15 protein-coding genes are annotated in these 16,567 nt (G+C 41.4%); 7 read left to right on the forward strand and 8 right to left on the reverse strand.

What is annotated here, in order from left to right:
• The first annotated feature begins 131 nt into the window (after positions 1 to 131).
• Both CDG79_RS11915 and CDG79_RS11920 read left to right on the forward strand, forming a co-directional pair.
• Entirely contained in the window at positions 132 to 1,052 is a 921-nt protein-coding gene (locus tag CDG79_RS11915; RefSeq protein ID WP_094342322.1) for a DMT family transporter, read from the forward strand.
• Positions 1,053 to 1,487: 435 nt separating this feature from the next.
• Positions 1,488 to 3,197, forward strand: coding sequence for an alpha/beta hydrolase (locus CDG79_RS11920; protein ID WP_143855467.1), 1,710 nt, complete (start codon positions 1,488 to 1,490; stop codon positions 3,195 to 3,197).
• A 111-nt stretch (positions 3,198 to 3,308) separates the two neighbouring features.
• Here CDG79_RS11920 and CDG79_RS11925 read toward each other — a convergent pair whose 3' ends face one another.
• Positions 3,309 to 3,752 (reverse strand): type II toxin-antitoxin system PemK/MazF family toxin, encoded by a 444-nt coding sequence (locus tag CDG79_RS11925; protein ID WP_094342323.1) that lies wholly within the window; start codon positions 3,750 to 3,752, stop codon positions 3,309 to 3,311.
• On the reverse strand, positions 3,746 to 3,988 hold the full coding sequence (locus tag CDG79_RS11930) for an AbrB/MazE/SpoVT family DNA-binding domain-containing protein (RefSeq protein WP_094342324.1): 243 nt from the start codon (positions 3,986 to 3,988) through the stop codon (positions 3,746 to 3,748). Before CDG79_RS11930 ends, CDG79_RS11925 begins: the two co-directional genes overlap by 7 nt.
• Before the next feature lie 289 nt (positions 3,989 to 4,277).
• Between CDG79_RS11930 and CDG79_RS11935 the strand changes: the two genes are divergently transcribed.
• From CDG79_RS11935 to CDG79_RS11945, 3 genes are all read left to right on the forward strand, one after another.
• Positions 4,278 to 6,638: an ATP-binding protein gene (locus tag CDG79_RS11935; RefSeq protein WP_189524972.1), complete on the forward strand. Its 2,361-nt coding sequence runs from the start codon at positions 4,278 to 4,280 to the stop codon at positions 6,636 to 6,638.
• 52 nt (positions 6,639 to 6,690) lie between these two features.
• Positions 6,691 to 7,164 carry a response regulator gene (locus CDG79_RS11940; RefSeq protein WP_094342325.1) on the forward strand — a complete coding sequence of 158 codons (474 nt, stop codon included), beginning with the start codon at positions 6,691 to 6,693 and terminating at the stop codon, positions 7,162 to 7,164.
• Positions 7,165 to 7,443: 279 nt separating this feature from the next.
• Positions 7,444 to 9,165: a hybrid sensor histidine kinase/response regulator gene (locus CDG79_RS11945; RefSeq protein ID WP_094342326.1), complete on the forward strand. Its 1,722-nt coding sequence runs from the start codon at positions 7,444 to 7,446 to the stop codon at positions 9,163 to 9,165.
• A 63-nt stretch (positions 9,166 to 9,228) separates the two neighbouring features.
• On the opposite strand, the gene CDG79_RS11950 is transcribed toward CDG79_RS11945, so the two are convergent.
• Positions 9,229 to 9,720, reverse strand: a complete 492-nt coding sequence (locus CDG79_RS11950; RefSeq protein ID WP_094342327.1) for a hypothetical protein — start codon at positions 9,718 to 9,720, stop codon at positions 9,229 to 9,231.
• A 446-nt stretch (positions 9,721 to 10,166) separates the two neighbouring features.
• Between CDG79_RS11950 and truB the strand changes: the two genes are divergently transcribed.
• Both truB and CDG79_RS11960 read left to right on the forward strand, forming a co-directional pair.
• The gene (gene truB / locus CDG79_RS11955) at positions 10,167 to 11,051 is read left to right on the forward strand and encodes a tRNA pseudouridine(55) synthase TruB (protein WP_094342328.1); all 885 of its coding nucleotides are present in this window, start codon (positions 10,167 to 10,169) and stop codon (positions 11,049 to 11,051) included.
• Positions 11,052 to 11,159: 108 nt separating this feature from the next.
• The gene (locus CDG79_RS11960; RefSeq protein WP_094342329.1) at positions 11,160 to 12,008 is read left to right on the forward strand and encodes an alpha/beta fold hydrolase; all 849 of its coding nucleotides are present in this window, start codon (positions 11,160 to 11,162) and stop codon (positions 12,006 to 12,008) included.
• A 37-nt stretch (positions 12,009 to 12,045) separates the two neighbouring features.
• Here the strand turns inward: CDG79_RS11960 and CDG79_RS11965 are convergent, their stop codons facing one another.
• From CDG79_RS11965 to carA, 5 genes are all read right to left on the reverse strand, one after another.
• Positions 12,046 to 12,348, reverse strand: coding sequence for a DUF1816 domain-containing protein (locus CDG79_RS11965; RefSeq protein WP_094331292.1), 303 nt, complete (start codon positions 12,346 to 12,348; stop codon positions 12,046 to 12,048).
• Between the two features lie 86 nt (positions 12,349 to 12,434).
• Positions 12,435 to 13,571 (reverse strand): 23S rRNA (guanosine(2251)-2'-O)-methyltransferase RlmB, encoded by a 1,137-nt coding sequence (gene rlmB, locus CDG79_RS11970; protein ID WP_094342330.1) that lies wholly within the window; start codon positions 13,569 to 13,571, stop codon positions 12,435 to 12,437.
• A gap of 95 nt (positions 13,572 to 13,666) precedes the next feature.
• On the reverse strand, positions 13,667 to 14,146 hold the full coding sequence (locus CDG79_RS11975; protein ID WP_189524973.1) for a Mini-ribonuclease 3: 480 nt from the start codon (positions 14,144 to 14,146) through the stop codon (positions 13,667 to 13,669).
• 682 nt (positions 14,147 to 14,828) lie between these two features.
• Complete coding sequence (locus tag CDG79_RS11980) at positions 14,829 to 15,194, reverse strand: STAS domain-containing protein (RefSeq protein WP_094342332.1); 366 nt, start codon at positions 15,192 to 15,194, stop codon at positions 14,829 to 14,831.
• Positions 15,195 to 15,382: 188 nt separating this feature from the next.
• Positions 15,383 to 16,549 (reverse strand): glutamine-hydrolyzing carbamoyl-phosphate synthase small subunit, encoded by a 1,167-nt coding sequence (carA, locus tag CDG79_RS11985; RefSeq protein WP_094342333.1) that lies wholly within the window; start codon positions 16,547 to 16,549, stop codon positions 15,383 to 15,385.
• Between the last annotated feature and the right edge of the window lie 18 nt (positions 16,550 to 16,567).

The following is a 16,567-nucleotide window of genomic DNA, read 5'->3' on the forward strand; positions in this document are numbered from 1 at the left end:
TCGAGAAGCTGTTATATATTTAATTTGCTTTCCCAAGGTTATTAAGATAAATTATCAATAAAGATTGATAACATTTAGATATGCAAAATGTTTTAAATTATCATCAGCCCTACTTTGGGTAGGATATTTGAATGTCGCTACATCAAAGTTCTGGTCGCTGGCGCTTAGGGTTAGCTTTATCGCTATTAACGGTATTATTGTGGGGAATTTTGCCGATTGCTCTGGCGGTAACTCTGCAAGTACTTGATGTGTATACCGTCATTTGGTTTCGCTTTTTCGTATCATTTGTACTACTTGCTGTGTATTTAGGAATACGCGGTAAATTACCAAAGTTAGAACAACTGCGTTCTGCTTCTTGGAAATTATTAGCGATCGCTACACTATTCTTAGGGATTAATTACTTCTTATTTACACAAGGTTTAGCACTAACATCACCTGCTAACGCTGAAGTTCTGATTCAATTATCTACCCTTTTATTAGGTTTCGGAGGGTTAGTGATTTTTAAAGAACGTTACCGGCTGTATCAATGGATTGGTGTTAGTGTAATGATTTGCGGTTATGTTTTATTTTTTCGAGAACAACTAACAAATTTAATTACAGCACATGGCACATATATACTAGGTAGTGTTTTGATTGCGCTAGGAGCAACGTCATGGGCAATTTATGCTTTAGCGCAAAAGCAATTATTACAATCTTTATCTTCCGCCAGCATCATGCTGATAATTTACGGGGGTTGTGCTTTATTATTCACTCCTCTAGCCAGAGTAAAATCACTTTTTATACTCGATCCTTTCCATTTAGGAATGTTGGCTTTTTGTGCTTTGAATACTTTAATCGCTTACGGTGCTTTTGCTGAATCGTTAGAACATTGGGAAGCATCACGAGTAAGTGCAGTAATAGCTTTAGCTCCCATTGTGACATTAATCTTAGTTGCAGTTGTATCAGTTATTGCACCTGATTGGATACCAGCAGAACAATTCAGTTTTATAGCAATATTCGGAGCGGGTTTAGTAGTCACAGGTTCAGTCGCGATCGCACTGGGTAAAAGCTGATTAATAGTAAGGATTTTCAGGATTTTTACTGCGTTTTTTCTCTAATTAATTCGTGCAAAATTCAAAGCTACAACATAACTACTGAGGCAGAGGATTTTTTATTTGTTATGATTTGATAGTGAAGGCAAACTACGGGGTCAGCCTCTTAATTAGATGGATATTTTACCCATCTGTGTGACTCTGTAGTATCTAATTTTTGACTTTACGGCCAAGATAAAAATTCTTGAAGAAGAATTTAGAAATCAGAATTTAGGAGTCAGATAAAGCTTTATACATTCGCAAGTCAGACACAATTCATCCTGGATTATAACGACTGACTCCTAAATTCTGTTTTGATAAAATTGAGGCTAAAAACTTTAAGTCAACTAAGCAGGGTGTCCGAATAACTACCAAAGCCAACACCTGATAAAACCAGACCACCGAAATAGTTGAGCGATGAATAGTTTGTTTGGTAATTGGGCCAGCAGCCTCAGAAAAAATTCCCTATTGCTGGTTCTTTCAACACTGCTGCCAACCCTTGGAATTAGTAATTCTGTCTTGGCAGCAGAGCGGATTTATGCATCTTATTCAGCATTGGAGCTTTCCATTTCAGTCAATACTTTAGAAAACTATGCCAAAACAGGCGTAATTAACGAAGACTTGGCAGCCTATCAGCAATATCTGCCTCTAGAACAGCTTCCAGAATTGCGGCGGATTTTACTTAATCGGGTGAAAGTTAGTCCGGTAGTACTTTCGCAACTTCTCTACACACCGCAAGGAGAATTTTTGCTGCATCGGTTGGCGCAAGTTATTATAAACAAATCTTCTCAACCAGAACTTGCTACTTTGCGTTCGGCGCTAATTTTAGCCTCTGCTGAATCGGGAGGCTTGACACTTTTGAATGTGTTGCGTAAATATCCTAACAGCAGCATTCACCTTGATGTCGCAGGGACTTTGGAAATAGCTACAGAATTGGAGAAACTTGTTAACCAAACTCATCGGGCGATCGCAGCAGTTTCTCAAGAGTCTAAAATAGAAGCTGCTACCATTTCACAACCAAATTTCTCGCAATTGCCCGATTTAAAGGTTCCGGGAAAGTTTAAGTCGCAAAAATACACTCTAAAGTTTTTTGATTCAACGCGCAATCGGCTTTTATTAACTGATGTTTACATTCCCAATGTCCAGAATACTGCACCCGTAATTGTGATTTCTCACGGCTTGGGTTTAGATAGCAGCAACTTTCAATATTTAGCCACGCACCTATCTTCTTACGGATTTGCCGTTGTCGTTCCCAATCATCCTGGTAGCGATACTAAACAATTGCGTTCTCTGCTAAAGGGACACGCCAATGAAATAGCAGAACCCGGTGAATTCAAAGACCGACCAATGGACATAACATATATATTGAATCAATTGGAAAAAGGTAATCAATCTGATTCACGGTTTAAAGGTCGCTTAAATCTGCAACAAGTCGGAGTATTTGGTCAATCTTTGGGAGGCTACACAGCCTTAGCCCTAGCAGGCGCTAAAATCAACTTTGAGCAGCTAAAACAAGACTGTCAACCAGCAGCACTCCAAAAAACCTGGAATATGTCTTTACTGCTCCAGTGTCGCGCTTTAGAATTGAACATCGGCAAGTCTGGCAAGGATTATAACCTGCGGGATGAGAGAGTGAAAGCTGCGATCGCAGTTAATCCCATTACTAGTTCTATTTTTGGCAAAGCTGGCTTAAGTCAAATCAAAACTCCAGTGATGATTGTCAGCAGTAGTGATGATACAGTTGCACCAGCTTTATCTGAGCAAATTTTACCTTTCTCGTGGTTTGCGAATTCACAAAAGTATCTCGTCATGCTTGTAGGTGGCACTCATTTTTCCACCATTGGTAATGGTAATCCTGCAAATCAACAAGTAGCATTACCTACCGATATGGTTGGCGATGCTTCTCAAGCGCGTCGTTACATGAATGTTTTAAGTTTACCTTTCTTCCAAACATACGTTGCAGGGAAGCCGCAATACACGCCCTACCTGAACGCCGCCTACACTCAAAGTATTTCTAGTAAGTCTCTTGGTTTAAGTCTCGTCAAGTCATTGAATACAACCGAATTAGCACAATTGCTGGATATAAAAGGAGGCAAAATTGTAAAAAAAAAGTTCCCAACACCATAGTCAGCTTCGGATTTTGGATGTTGGATATTGGTGTTGCATTGCTGCATGTGATGATTTTTATTTGATTTTTACAGACGTAATTAATTACGTCTGTTCAATCTATTTGTGTCTTTATAAAATCAGAGGTTCAATTTTTGCTTGCACTTCTTCAATTAGATCGTCTTCAACTTTTTCTACAAACAAAACCTTCCTAGCTTTCCAGTCCAGCGATTTAATCTGATCGGCTAGCACCACACCACTAGTTATCATTCCGTCAGGAAGTGGAACCTCAAAGTTAAGACCTTTTTTTTGACTAGTAATTGGACAAATTAGAACTATGGAAGCCATTTGATTGTATTTTAATGGCGACATAACTAAAAAAGGACGATAGCCCATCTGCTCACGCCCTTGAGGTTTTAGTTCAGCATTAAGCGTTTCAGCAATATCTTCAAATGACATTCCTGATGTTCTCAGGGCTAATACACGTCGGATCGAATCAGCCGTAATTTGCTTTGTAGTTCCGCAGTCTAACTTGACAATATCACCTCTATCTGGAATGTATGGTTTAACTACCAAACTTCATTCCCCACAGCAGATCCAGTATCTATTTCAGAATGGAAATTATCTGGAGTCATACCTTCCAATAATTCATCAAGCGTATATTTTTTTCGCTGCTGCGGCGTGATTACAATACTATTGCCTGAAATGCTGAAAGTTATGTCTGTCCCCTCTTTGACATTAACTTGTTCAGCCAAAGCTTTCGGAAGTCGAATAGCTAGGCTGTTTCCCCACTTAGCAACAACTGTAGTCATAACTATCTCAAAATGCTTTCTTAGAGAATTACACACCTAAACATAAAACTTTGGCAGCTTGAGCGCCTACTTCAAGCTATTTTGTGTATCTACTTTGAATATACCATAATTTGTATTTTCGGTGCGTTACGGAAGCCGTAACACACCCTACGCAATCTTCTAATTATTTGCGCTTACTTACTATAAAAAGATGAGATGCGATCGCATTCCTGACTTATGGGCATATACTTTAAAGAAATGTCACATTTAATTGCGTTATTGTAAAATTCAGCTTTACATAAGTTGATTTATGAGCCAGCCTGAAGATACTACTAACCAAGCGACTGCTTTCACTAACCACGATCGCAAACCTATCCATATACCTGGCTCTATTCAACCTCACGGTGTACTACTTGCACTCAGTACTCAGCTAGAGATACTGCAAGTTAGCAACAATACCCAAGCATATTTAGGTAAAGAGCCAGAAGATTTGCTTGGTAAACCGTTGAGCTATTTACTAGAAGCTCAACAAGTAGAAGTTGTAAAGCAGTGCTTGGTAAAAAAAATTGGCAGCGCGAATACTTTTAAAGTATCAATAAATACTTTGCGTCAGAAACGAGATTTTGACGCGATCGCTCATCGGACAGAAGAGGTTGTGATTTTGGAGTTAGAACCAACTGACTCCAAATCTGAGGTGAGTTTTTTAAGCTTCTATGCTTTGGTAGGTGTTGCGATCGCAAAAATGCAAAGGACATCAAACCTGGTAGAATTTCTGCATCTAGTGGCTGAAGAAGTCCAAAAAATCATCGGTTTCGATCGGGTGATGGTCTATCAATTTGATGAGTCGGGAGCAGGTTCTGTTGTTGGAGAAGTTAAACGGGAAGATTTATCACCTTATTTAGGACTCCACTACCCCGCTACAGATATTCCAGCGCAGGCTAGGGAGTTATACACGCGCTGCTTTCTCCGATTTCTTCCTGATTTGACGGCCGAAGCTGTTGAGTTAGTTCCAACGGAAAATCCGACAACACATCAGCATCTTGACTTAAGTTACTCTCTGCTACGGAGTTTTGATTGGTGTTGTGCTGAATATCATCAAAATATGGGAGTGAAGGCTCTTTTGGTGATTTCGCTTATTCAAGAGCAGAAGCTTTGGGGATTAATATCCTGTCATCATCAAACACCAAAGCATATTTCTTATGAAGTCCGCAAGATGTGCGAATTTTTGGGACAAATTGTGTCTTCAGAGTTAGCGCACAAAATTAGTTATTCGGAATGGGACTATAAGGTAAAACTCAAATCGCTACAGTCTGAGTTCCTTGAGTCTATTTCCCAAGCAGACAACTTTATCGATGCCTTAATCAAACCGGAAATCCGCTTGCCAGATTTTGTCAGTGCCTCTGGAGCGGCGGTTTGTCTGGATAATGAAATTAACCTTGTGGGAGCAACACCAAATATTGATGAGGTACGGGCGTTAATTGAATGGGCAGATACTCAAGTTAGTGACAACTTGTTTTCTACGGATTCTCTGCCGAAGCTTTATCCAGAAGCGCTCATATTTAAAGATACTGCCAGTGGTTTATTGCTGCTGCGAATTTCTAAAGTCCGGCGCTATTACATTCTTTGGTTTCGCCCTGAAGTTATCCAAACGGTACACTGGGCAGGAAATCCACAGGAATCTATTCAAGCCCAGGTAGATGGTAGCTATACCCTGTCTCCACGAAAATCCTTTGAACAATGGCAAGAAACGGTTAGATTAACTTCTCTACCTTGGAAAGCTTGCGAAGTTGAAAGTGCGATCGCTCTGAGTAATGCGATCGTTGGTATTGTCCTCTCGAAGGCAGATGAATTAGCTAAAATCAACTTGGAGTTAGAGCGCAGTAATCAAGAGCTAGCATCCTTTGCATACGCTGCTTCCCACGATCTCAAAGAACCTTTGCGGGGCATTTATAACTTCTCGACGGTGCTGCTAGAAGACTATGCCCAAGTCTTAGATGATGATGGAATTGAGTGCTTGCAAACAGTAGTGTCCTTATCTGTACGCATGGAAACTCTGATTAATGCTTTGCTGCGACTCTCGCAGTTAGGACAAGCACATCTTCGAGAGCAAGCAACCGATCTCAACGAATTGCTCAACCAAGTAATTGAAATCTTTCGTGCTAGTCGCCAAGAATCTGGGCTTGTAGATATTCGCATTCCTCGGCCTTTACCAACAGTTCAGTGCGATCGAGTTCTCGTCAATGAGGTTTTTAGTAACCTGGTTGGCAATGCGTTCAAATACAACGATAAAGCGGAGCAATGGGTTGAGATTGGCTACTTAGATGAGGGACTGGGGACTAGGGACTGGGGACTAGGGGACAAGGGGACAAGGGGAATAGGGGACAAGGAGAATACCCAATCCCCAATCCCCAGTTCCCATTACCCCTTATCCCCAGAGGGGGCCCCACCTTCCCCAATCTTTTATATCCGAGATAATGGTATTGGCATTCCACAGCATCACCTAGAAACCATCTTTAGATTATTCAAGCGGTTGCATTCCCAGGAAAAATACGGTGGAGGAGCAGGTGCAGGATTAGCTATTGTTAAGAAGATTGTTGAACTTCATAACGGTCAAATTTGGGTTGAATCTACCGTAGGTGTTGGCTCAATTTTCTATTTCAGGCTGGAATAGTTTAAGATAATAACCAAATATATATTTTTGTTAAGTTCTTTTAAGACCACGAATGACAAAAAAACTTGATGAGCCTCTGCTTGTTGTTGAGGACAGCAATGAAGATTTTCGGATGCTACAACGTCTGATGCGGCGAATGTCAGTCCAGAACCCCATACATCGTTGTACTAATGGGGATGAGGTTTTAGAGTTTCTCTATCAATTGGGGGGCAATGCCTATAGCAAAGGCGAAAACTTACCCAACTCTAAAGTAGCATTACGACCCTCTGTGATCTTGCTCGATCTGAATTTGCCAGGTATTGATGGCCGTGACATCTTGGATCGGCTCAAGCAAGACAAGAGTTTCAAGGAAATCCCCATCGTTGTTTTTACCACATCATCTAACCCCAAGGATATTGAATTGTGCTACCAAAAGGGCGCAAATGGATATATGGTAAAGCCGATGGATGCTCTGGAACTCAAAAAAACGATTCAGGCATTTGTGGACTACTGGCTTGAAGCCAATATGCCACCAGTGTTGGATTAATTTGTTTATTGTCTAGTTGATGAGGCAGTAGAGAAAAAGGATAATAAAGGAGACGGCTCAGAGGGCACAGAGACATTTCTCTCTTTGAGTCACTGTGTCTATTTGTCTCTGCTAGATTCTTTTGCTCATTTTTCTATTTTTGACTATTTGGTATTTCTTTAGGATTACTAAAGAATTTAGATTATAATTTTATACTAATTTTATATTATTTTTAGAATTATGCAATAAAAACACAATCTGGATAAAAGGGATCTACATTCCTAATCCTCATACTTGTATATGTTGGACACATCGACGCTACTCATCATTGATGATTGTGCAGCAGATCGGAAAATCTATCGCCGATATCTGTTGAAAGATCCGCACCAGTCCTACCAGATTTTTGAGGCAGATTGTGCAGAAGAAGGACTTGCTTTGTGCCAAAAAATCCGTTGCGATGTCATTCTTCTAGATTTTTGCCTCCCTGATATGAGTGGGTTAGAACTCTTCGATCGGATGCAGCAGGAGATATTTAAGACTTCTGTCCCTGTAATTATGCTGACGGGGCGGGGTGATGAAGAAGTGGCTGTGCAAGTCATGAAACGGGGGGCGCTGGATTATTTGGTTAAGCACAATGTGACACAAGATGTACTGCAATTAGCAGTCCGCAACGCCATTAAGCAATCGTGCTTGCAAGCCCAACTCAATAAAACTCAGGAACGACAGCGCTTAATTGCGACAACTGCTCTCAGAATTCGCCAGTCTCTTAATCTAGAGCAAATTTTGAATACAGCTGTAGCAGAAGTACAGCAACTTCTGAAGTGCGATCGCGTGATAGTATATCAATTCGCCCCAGATACCGACGGTAAAATAGTTGCCTCATCAGTTGAGTCATTCCGCACTGTAACATTGTGCGATCGCGTCGCGGCTGGGGACAAGAGGACAAGGAGACAAGGGGGACAAGGGGACAGAGAACTTATGAATAGAGAAGAGTTTTCTCAATGCCCGATCCCCACTGCCCAATCCCCAGTCCCTTATATTTATGAGCTTGGCTTGTGTAATTGTGTCAGCCTGAAAGAGCAATTTAATACTCAAGCAAATTTGGTAGTTCCCATTAATTTGAGCAATAATGGGAACCCAACTCCTAAGCTTTGGGGTTTGTTGATTGCTCACCAAAATTCTGGAGAACGACATTGGCAAACTGATGATGCCCAAATGCTCAATGAAGTTTCGGTACAATTAGCGATCGCTATCCAACAAGCTGAGTTGCTAGCCCAAACTCAAGCAGCCCTTACCAAAGAAAAGCAACTCAATGCATTTAAATCTCAAATCATTGCAACAGTTTCCCATGAATATCGAACGCCGCTAACTTCAATTCTGGCGGCTGCATCAACTTTGGGAAAACATAGTCAGCAACTGGATGAGTCCAAACAACAAAGATTTCTAGGAATTATTGAACAGAAAGCAAGGTATATGTCCAAACTGGTGGATAATATGCTTCTGGTTAACCAATTTGAGTTCGAAAAACCCAAATTTAAACCAATTTTACTCGATTTACTGCAATTTTTTGCCGATCTGATCGAACAAGAGCGAGAAACAACAGGCGATCGCCACGAATTGATTTTTAACATTACTGGGCATACCCAAGGCTTTTGGGGCGATCGCGGACTTTTGCAGCAAATTTTTATTAACTTAATGTCCAATGCAATTAAGTATTCTCCAGATGGAGGGACTGTAGAGTTCCACCTCATCGGTAAAGAATCACAAGTAATCTTTTACATCAAAGATCGGGGAATTGGTATCCCGATGGTAGATCAAGAAAATTTGTTTCAATCGTTCAGTCGTGGAAGTAACGTTGATACAATCCCTGGTACAGGCTTAGGATTAGCGATCGCGAAAGGTTGTGTCGAGTTACATGGTGGCGATATTACTTTGTCCAGTGAAGTGGGGGAAGGAACTAAAGTTACAGTCAGCTTACCGAAGATATGCCCAATGAGTCAACTTTCCCCATCATCAACTTGATTTGTTGCAGTATATGGCGCTTATCTATATTACTTACAACTTAAAAAATAAATCTCGTGATTCTTACTCTTGAATTTCTATGTTGGTAATCAGCCATTCTTTGACTGTTTTACCGCAAGGCTCAGAACTTTGGCAATCATTGACATTCTCTAGCTCATAAGACATCTTTACTTTTTGATTGACGTATTTCTCTGGTTCGCAAACCTCAAATGTTGCCCCTACACCTTCATGTAAATTACCATCTTCATCTACAACAGTAACGTAGCATTTTAAGTCTCCACTTTGCATATCTTTGATTGTCCCAAATATCGGGTTATCGTTATCAATTTCATTAGACTTATTATTTTTATTTAATGTTGAATTACTAGCTTTTTTAATACTTTTGGTATTATCTACCTGACTTGAGTAAGTAGATTTAGAGTTAACTTGAGTGACTGTTGCAGTATTTGCTTGATTAACCTGATTTTGTTGAGAAAGACTCTTGCCAGATTCACTACAAATGACAACCAACATAGAGCAAAAAACTAATGTTGTAGTAAAAATTGTTTTTTTCATTTTATTTATGTTCATCAAAGTTTATCGATGGTCGTTTTGATAAAAATGTTAGAGCAATAGTCAATCCACCAATTATTCTGTTAGTTAAAACAAAATAAGTAGTGTTTTCTATCAAAGCTTTGGGAAAATCCTTGTTTCTTGGAATCGCACATAGAAGCACAATTGCCCAGCCTAAAGAAATAAAAAAACTTAATGAAAGTTTTTTTATTTCTTTATTATGACAATTTTATGTTTTGTCGCTTAAAAGTGACATCGTGATATTTGCTGAATATGCTCGGCGCTATCTACATTTTTTGGTGTATTATTCGTTAAAGTGATTAAAAAATACCTTTAGCCTACTTAATTTGTATAAATTAATGCTGAATTAATCATTGATTGCTAAATATTAATGCTTTGATCGTTAAATAAGTATTTAATAGAGTTTAGAAGCTGTAAGTATTGATTTTGTGTTATCTGAAGGTTTTCTCAACTTAAACAAACCATTTGGCTGGACTTCCCACGACTGCGTAGCGCGGGTGCGAAAATTTTTGCGCCTCAAACGTGTAGGACATGCGGGAACCCTAGATCCAGCTGCTACAGGGGTTTTACCAATCGCCCTTGGTAAAGCTACCAGATTATTGCAATATCTGCCAGAAAACAAAGCGTACATTGCCACTATTCGGCTGGGTGTGCGTACTACAACGGACGATTTGCAAGGTGAAATCATCACTTCTCAACCTTGTGCTGGATTGAGTTTGGCAGAGGTGAAAACGGTACTAGCACAATTTGAAGGGAAGATTGAGCAAATACCACCTATTTACAGTGCAATCCAAGTAGATGGGAAACGTCTCTACGATTTAGCACGCCAAGGTAAAACGGTAGAAGTTCCAGTGCGAACAGTGGAAGTTTTTCAAATAGATATTTTGGACTGGAGAGAAGGAGATTTTCCTGAATTGGATGTGGCGATCGCTTGTGGTTCTGGTACATATATTAGAGCGATCGCTCGTGATTTAGGTGCAATCTTAGAAACTGGTGGCACTCTTGCGGCTTTAATCCGTACCGAAAGTAGTGGTTTCAATTTAACAGATAGTCTCACCTTGACTGATTTAGAAGCACAGCTACAAGCTGAAACATTTCAACCTGTTTGCCCAGATGCAGCTTTACAACATTTATCATCTGTTACTTTACCAGCAACATCTGCTCAAAGGTGGTGTCAAGGTCAGCGAATTTCTCTAAATTTCGATGTTCCTGAAATAGTGCGAGTTTATGATGAAGAAAATCGCTTTTTAGGTATTGGGCAATTACAAGACGAAGTGTTGATCCCCCAAATGGTTTTTGAACCGATTTCTTAACATTGTGGTGAATTTAAGATTTGAATTTGAATACAGAGTTTGGGCTGAAGCGATCGCAGCTAATAGAGTTGCAATCGCTGTTTTCACTAAACAGGAGAACGGCAAGTCATGAGCGATCGCCATCCAACTACTACTGCACGTCTCAATGTTTACATCCAAGGTCAAGGATTCCCCATTCTGGGCTTACACGGTCATCCTGGTACTGGTCGCAGTCTTTCTGTCTTTACCAATCATTTATCAAAACACTATCAAACTATTGCCCCCGATTTACGTGGATATGGCAAAAGTCGCTGGAATGGCAATTTTGATATGAATGACCATTTAACTGATTTAGAAGCGCTGCTAGACCGCTTAAATATTGAAAAATGCCTAGTATTGGGATGGTCGCTTGGGGGCATTCTGGCAATGGAAATGGCATTGCGTTTACCAGAGCGCATTACTGGGCTGATTTTGGTGGCGACAGCCGCAAAACCCCGTGGTAGCCATCCTCCTATAACTTGGCAGGATAATTTATATACTGGCGTTGCTGGCTTATTAAACTATATAAAACCGAGTTGGCAATGGAATATTGAAACTTTTGGCAAGCGATCGCTTTTCCGCTACCTAATCCAACAACATACATCTACAACTTACCACTATATCGCCAAGGAAGCAGTACCAGCTTATCTGCAAACCTCTCCTGCTGCTACTCGCGCTCTCTACAGTGCGATTCAATCGGGATACAATCGGCTTCCAGAACTGCCACAAATACAATGTCCTAGTTTGGTACTTGCTGGCGATGGAGACCGCCACATCACATCTGATTCCAGCTTACAAACCGCTCAACATCTCCCAAATTCTCAGTGGCAGTGCTATCCAAACACCGCCCATCTTTTCCCGTGGGAAGTCCCCCAGCAGGTGCTGAATGATATCGATCGTTGGCTGGAAGAACATCCGCAGGTAATTCGTAATTCGTAAAGAGCGTCATTACGAATTATCTTGATTTTCGCCTAACTTAAATTTGACCGCCAAAGGCAGGCTGTACTTTGCGGTCAAATCTTTCCCCCAAGTCTTCAGCAATTGTTAAGGTATTAGGTTTGCAACGTTTGACACGCACAGAAATTCCCGTAGCTCCTTCGGCTTCTAAGTCTTCTATGTATCCATTGCTTGACAATCTTGCATCAGAAGAACTCAGAAATGGGCCAAAGTAATAAGTACATCGGGGATTTTGCGTCACAATCTCTACCCACCAAGCCAAGCCGAGGTAGTCGAATGTGTTGATCAACACTTCCTTGAGGTTATGCCAAATGGTTTTCATGGTTTTAGCCGATTTATAAACGTCTACAGGGTGTTAAACGATATGGTGCTTTATTATCTTTTACATTTCTTTATACTCTGTTACTGTTATTTTTTCAAAGAAATTTTTTGTAACTTATCTAAATAAAGCGTATTTAGCGATCGCTGGCGATAAACTTCATAAAGCGCCATCCCTGCTGCTACAGATGCATTCAGGCTAGGAGTCTTACCTTGCAGAGGAATCGATACCAAAAAATCACAGGAACGTTGAGTCAACATACCCAGACCTTCGCCTTCTGAACCGATTACCAAAACGATTGGCCCTTTGAAATTCACAGTATGCACGGGTTCGCTTCCACTTGTAGCAGTGCCGTAAATCCAAAAGCCAGCTTCTTTTAATTCTTCTAAGGCGCGGCTGAGGTTGACAACTCTAGCTACAGCAAAGTTTTCTAAAGCGCCTGCTGACACTTTCATTACAGTGGAAGTGATCCCAGATGCTCTTCTTTGAGGAATCACCAATCCTTGAGCGCCTATTGCTTCGGCGGTGCGAATAATTGCTCCCAAGTTGTGGGGATCTGTAATTCCGTCAGCTACTACTATTACGGGATCGGTTACAGATTTAGACTGTTCAATGAGATCGGGCAATTCGATGTAGGCGTAAGGAGCAGTTTGTGCTGCCACACCTTGATGATTAGCGCCATTGGTGAGATAGTCTAAGCGCTTGGGTTCAACCTCATCAATAACTGTGCCATTTTCCTTAGCTTGGAGGAGAAAATGGTGGAAGCTGGGATCGTAGCGCAGCCGGGTAATAATCCAGATGCGGTTGAGGTTGCGCTGTTTTTGCAATGCACTCAGTACTGGATGACGACCGTAGATGAGATCGTTATCTTCTTCTATCGGTTGTGTAGATACAGGCGACTCGGAGAAGTTGCTATTTCGTTGTCGGGAGTTGCCAGAAATGGGGTTGCTATCTATTTTCCGAGGATTACGAGTGGGATTAGCAACAGAGATAGGGTTGCTATCTACTTTCCGAGGATTACGAGTGGGATTAGCAATAGAGATAGGGTTGCTATCTATTTTCCGGGGATTGCGAGTGGGATTAGCAACAGAGATAGGGTTGCTATCTATTTTCCGGGGATTACGAGTGGGATTACTAACAACACGCTTACCCTTAATTTTTATGGGTTTCCCACGATTGGGTTCGCTAGTAGAAGTGTTGATAATTTTTCTCGGTTGATTCTGCATTTGATTTATGGATATAGCTTATGGTTGAACATACCGATTACCTGAATTTCTGGAACCTAATCTACTGCTGTACCTATTGTTGTGAAATTGAGTTTTCACTCTTTTTCTACATGAAGCATTTGCAACAGTTCGGTTAGACGCTGGTAATCGGTGAGATATAAATAGCCTATTAAGGTTTCTAGACTAGTTGCCTGTTGATAAATTTCGGGATTGAGTCGCTTAGGGCGGCCTGTAGCGGCGTTTCTACCCCGTCGGACAATATCTAATTCGGTGTCCCTCAGATGAGGAGTTAGCGATCGCAAATGTAGCGCTTGTGTTTCTGCTCTTACCTGCTCCACTACCAGCCGATGGTAAATTCCTGACCGCTGCAATGGCAGCAGATAGAACATTCTAACATACAACTCATAAATTGCATCCCCCAAATATGCTAAAGCAGTAGGAGAAATTTGTTGCACTTGTGAGAGGGAAATCTGTTGGAATGGCCCTGTGGTTGCCAAGAGTGCTTGAGTCCAAGATAAACTTTGGTTGGGAGTTTCATCTTGTCCATCTAATAGCTCTTCCTCCTGTGACTTCACAAATAAATCATTCCTTGACGGGCTAGATTTGGCAGGCATTCTTCGCAAAGACTGATTTTTCTGAAGTGTGCCATGATAGTATACTTAGCATAATCAATACTATCAAAATTGCTTCCTAATTTCATCATTTTGACTGAGAGTTGGCATTTTAAATCACCCTGATGTCAATGCCTATAAACCAAATTTTGCCTAATTATTGTGGTCTGTGTCTAAGATAGGGTAAAATTTTGACATCAAATACACCCTGTTACTAAATCCTATTGTCATACTTACTTAGTAAGCGACAATTTCTAACTATACAGTATCAAGTCAACTTTACCTATACACAAATCTGCTGACTTTGTATTTTCTACAATTTTTTCAGACTTGATTGTTTATCCGATATTCTGCCCAATAATCATTTACCCAAGAACTGGGTGTCTATAAGTAGTTAGACAAAAATATTTACACTCATTACGCAACTCATAGAGACGCTACCGCCTACGCTTCATTCGCAATGACATAGTGTAATTCATTCTGTCCAAGTACTTATCTTTAGTTATTGCTCAACTTTAAACATAATAACTCAACTGGCTTTTTGCCTCTCCCACCAGGAGAGAGGTTTTCTGCCAGAAGTTTTAAAAATTAAGCTACCCGATGTTGAATCTGGATAGCTAAATCGATTTGGTTCAAGCAATCAAGGCTACTTGACGTTTTCTAGAGCTTCTTCAACTGATTTTTGCAGGGAGAGAAACTTCTCTAGGCGAACAAGCTTCACCGTTTGAGTTACACGGGCATTCGTGACAATTTGCAAAGTGCCCTCAGCAGTTTGAGCTTGCTTGGCTAGTTGTACCAGAGCACCCAAGCCAGAGCTATCAATAAAGTCGATTTGTGAGAGATCCAAAATAATATGCTTAGGGCCCTCTTCAATCTTGTTGCCAAGTACTTTACGAAATGTTGGTTCAGAAAACGCATCTAACAAACCTGTGAGGCGGAATAGCTGGCAGTTATCCCGGACTTCACGAGTGCCCCTCAGGCTAACGGTTAGATTCAGTGGCTCAGCAATAATTCCCTCCTCATGAGTTAAAGTGAACGCTCAAGTATAAATGGTTTTTGAGCAAGTTGTCTACAATCTTTTGGGGCATTGGGCACAAGAGGCAGAGGGGCGGGGAGCAGGGAGAAGAGGGGAAAGAGATAATTTTTATTTTTATTCTCCCCCTTGCTCCCTGCCCCCTGCTCCCCACCTATTCCTCATTTTTACTTCACCTCGGCTGTTGCGGCTTGACGGGCTGTTCGCATCGCTTGAACAAATTGCTCAAACAAGTAATCAGCATCGTGTGGGCCAGGACTAGCTTCTGGGTGATACTGTACGGAGAATACAGGTAGAGATTTGTGACGGACTCCAGCAATGGTGCGATCGTTTAAGTTCAGGTGGCTGATTTCTACAACTGCCGTAGGTAAAGAATCTGGATCGATCGCAAAACTATGGTTTTGGCTAGTAATTTCTACCCGTTGTTGTAATCCAGCAGGCTGATTTAAACCACGATGACCAAATTTAAGTTTATAGGTTTCTGCCCCTAATGCATGACCTAAGATTTGATGCCCCATGCAAATACCAAAGATAGGCTTTTGACTTAACAAAAGCGCTTTAGCAGTTGCAATCCCTCCAGTGACAGCACCCGGATCGCCCGGCCCGTTAGAAAGAAACACACCATCTGGATTGTAATTGAGAATTTCTTCTGGTGGCGTATCAGCAGGCACAACAATTACCCGACAACCGTAACTTACTAAGCGACGCAAAATATTGCGTTTTACGCCAAAGTCGAGGGCAACAACGGTAAAGGCTGCCCCAAGATTTTCCGCAGCCTCAGAGTTGAATTCCCATGCTGGAATGGTGGGATCTGACCATTCATAAGCTATTGAGGTGGTGACTTCTCGAACCAGATTCAATCCCGCCATGTTGGGAGCCGCTAGTACCTGCTCTAGCAATTCCGCCTCATCGAGAATGGTTGTGGAAATGCCACCGTTCATGGCTCCAAACATCCGAATTTTGCGGGTGAGGGCACGGGTATCGATGCCGTATATCCCCGGTACTTGGTTTTGTTTGAGGTAGTCTGGTAAGGATTGTGTCGATCGCCAGTTACTTGGTCGCTGACAAATATTTCGAGCGATCGCACCCCGCACTTGGGGGCCATCTGATTCCTCATCTTCAGGATTGATACCAGTGTTCCCTAATTCTGGATAGGTAAAAATAACAATCTGACCGCAGTAACTAGGGTCAGTCAGGACTTCTTGGTAGCCGGTCATGCCAGTGTTAAACACCACTTCTCCGATCGCGGTTCCCGTAGCACCGAAAGACCAACCGCGATAAGTGGTTCCATCTGCCAGGACAAGTAAAGCAGGTATTGCATCAGTCAGGGGCATAGGCGATAGATTGGGGAT

This window comes from Nostoc sp. 'Peltigera membranacea cyanobiont' 232 (genome assembly GCF_002245985.1).
In the GTDB taxonomy this organism is placed as follows: Bacteria; Cyanobacteriota; Cyanobacteriia; order Cyanobacteriales; family Nostocaceae; genus Nostoc.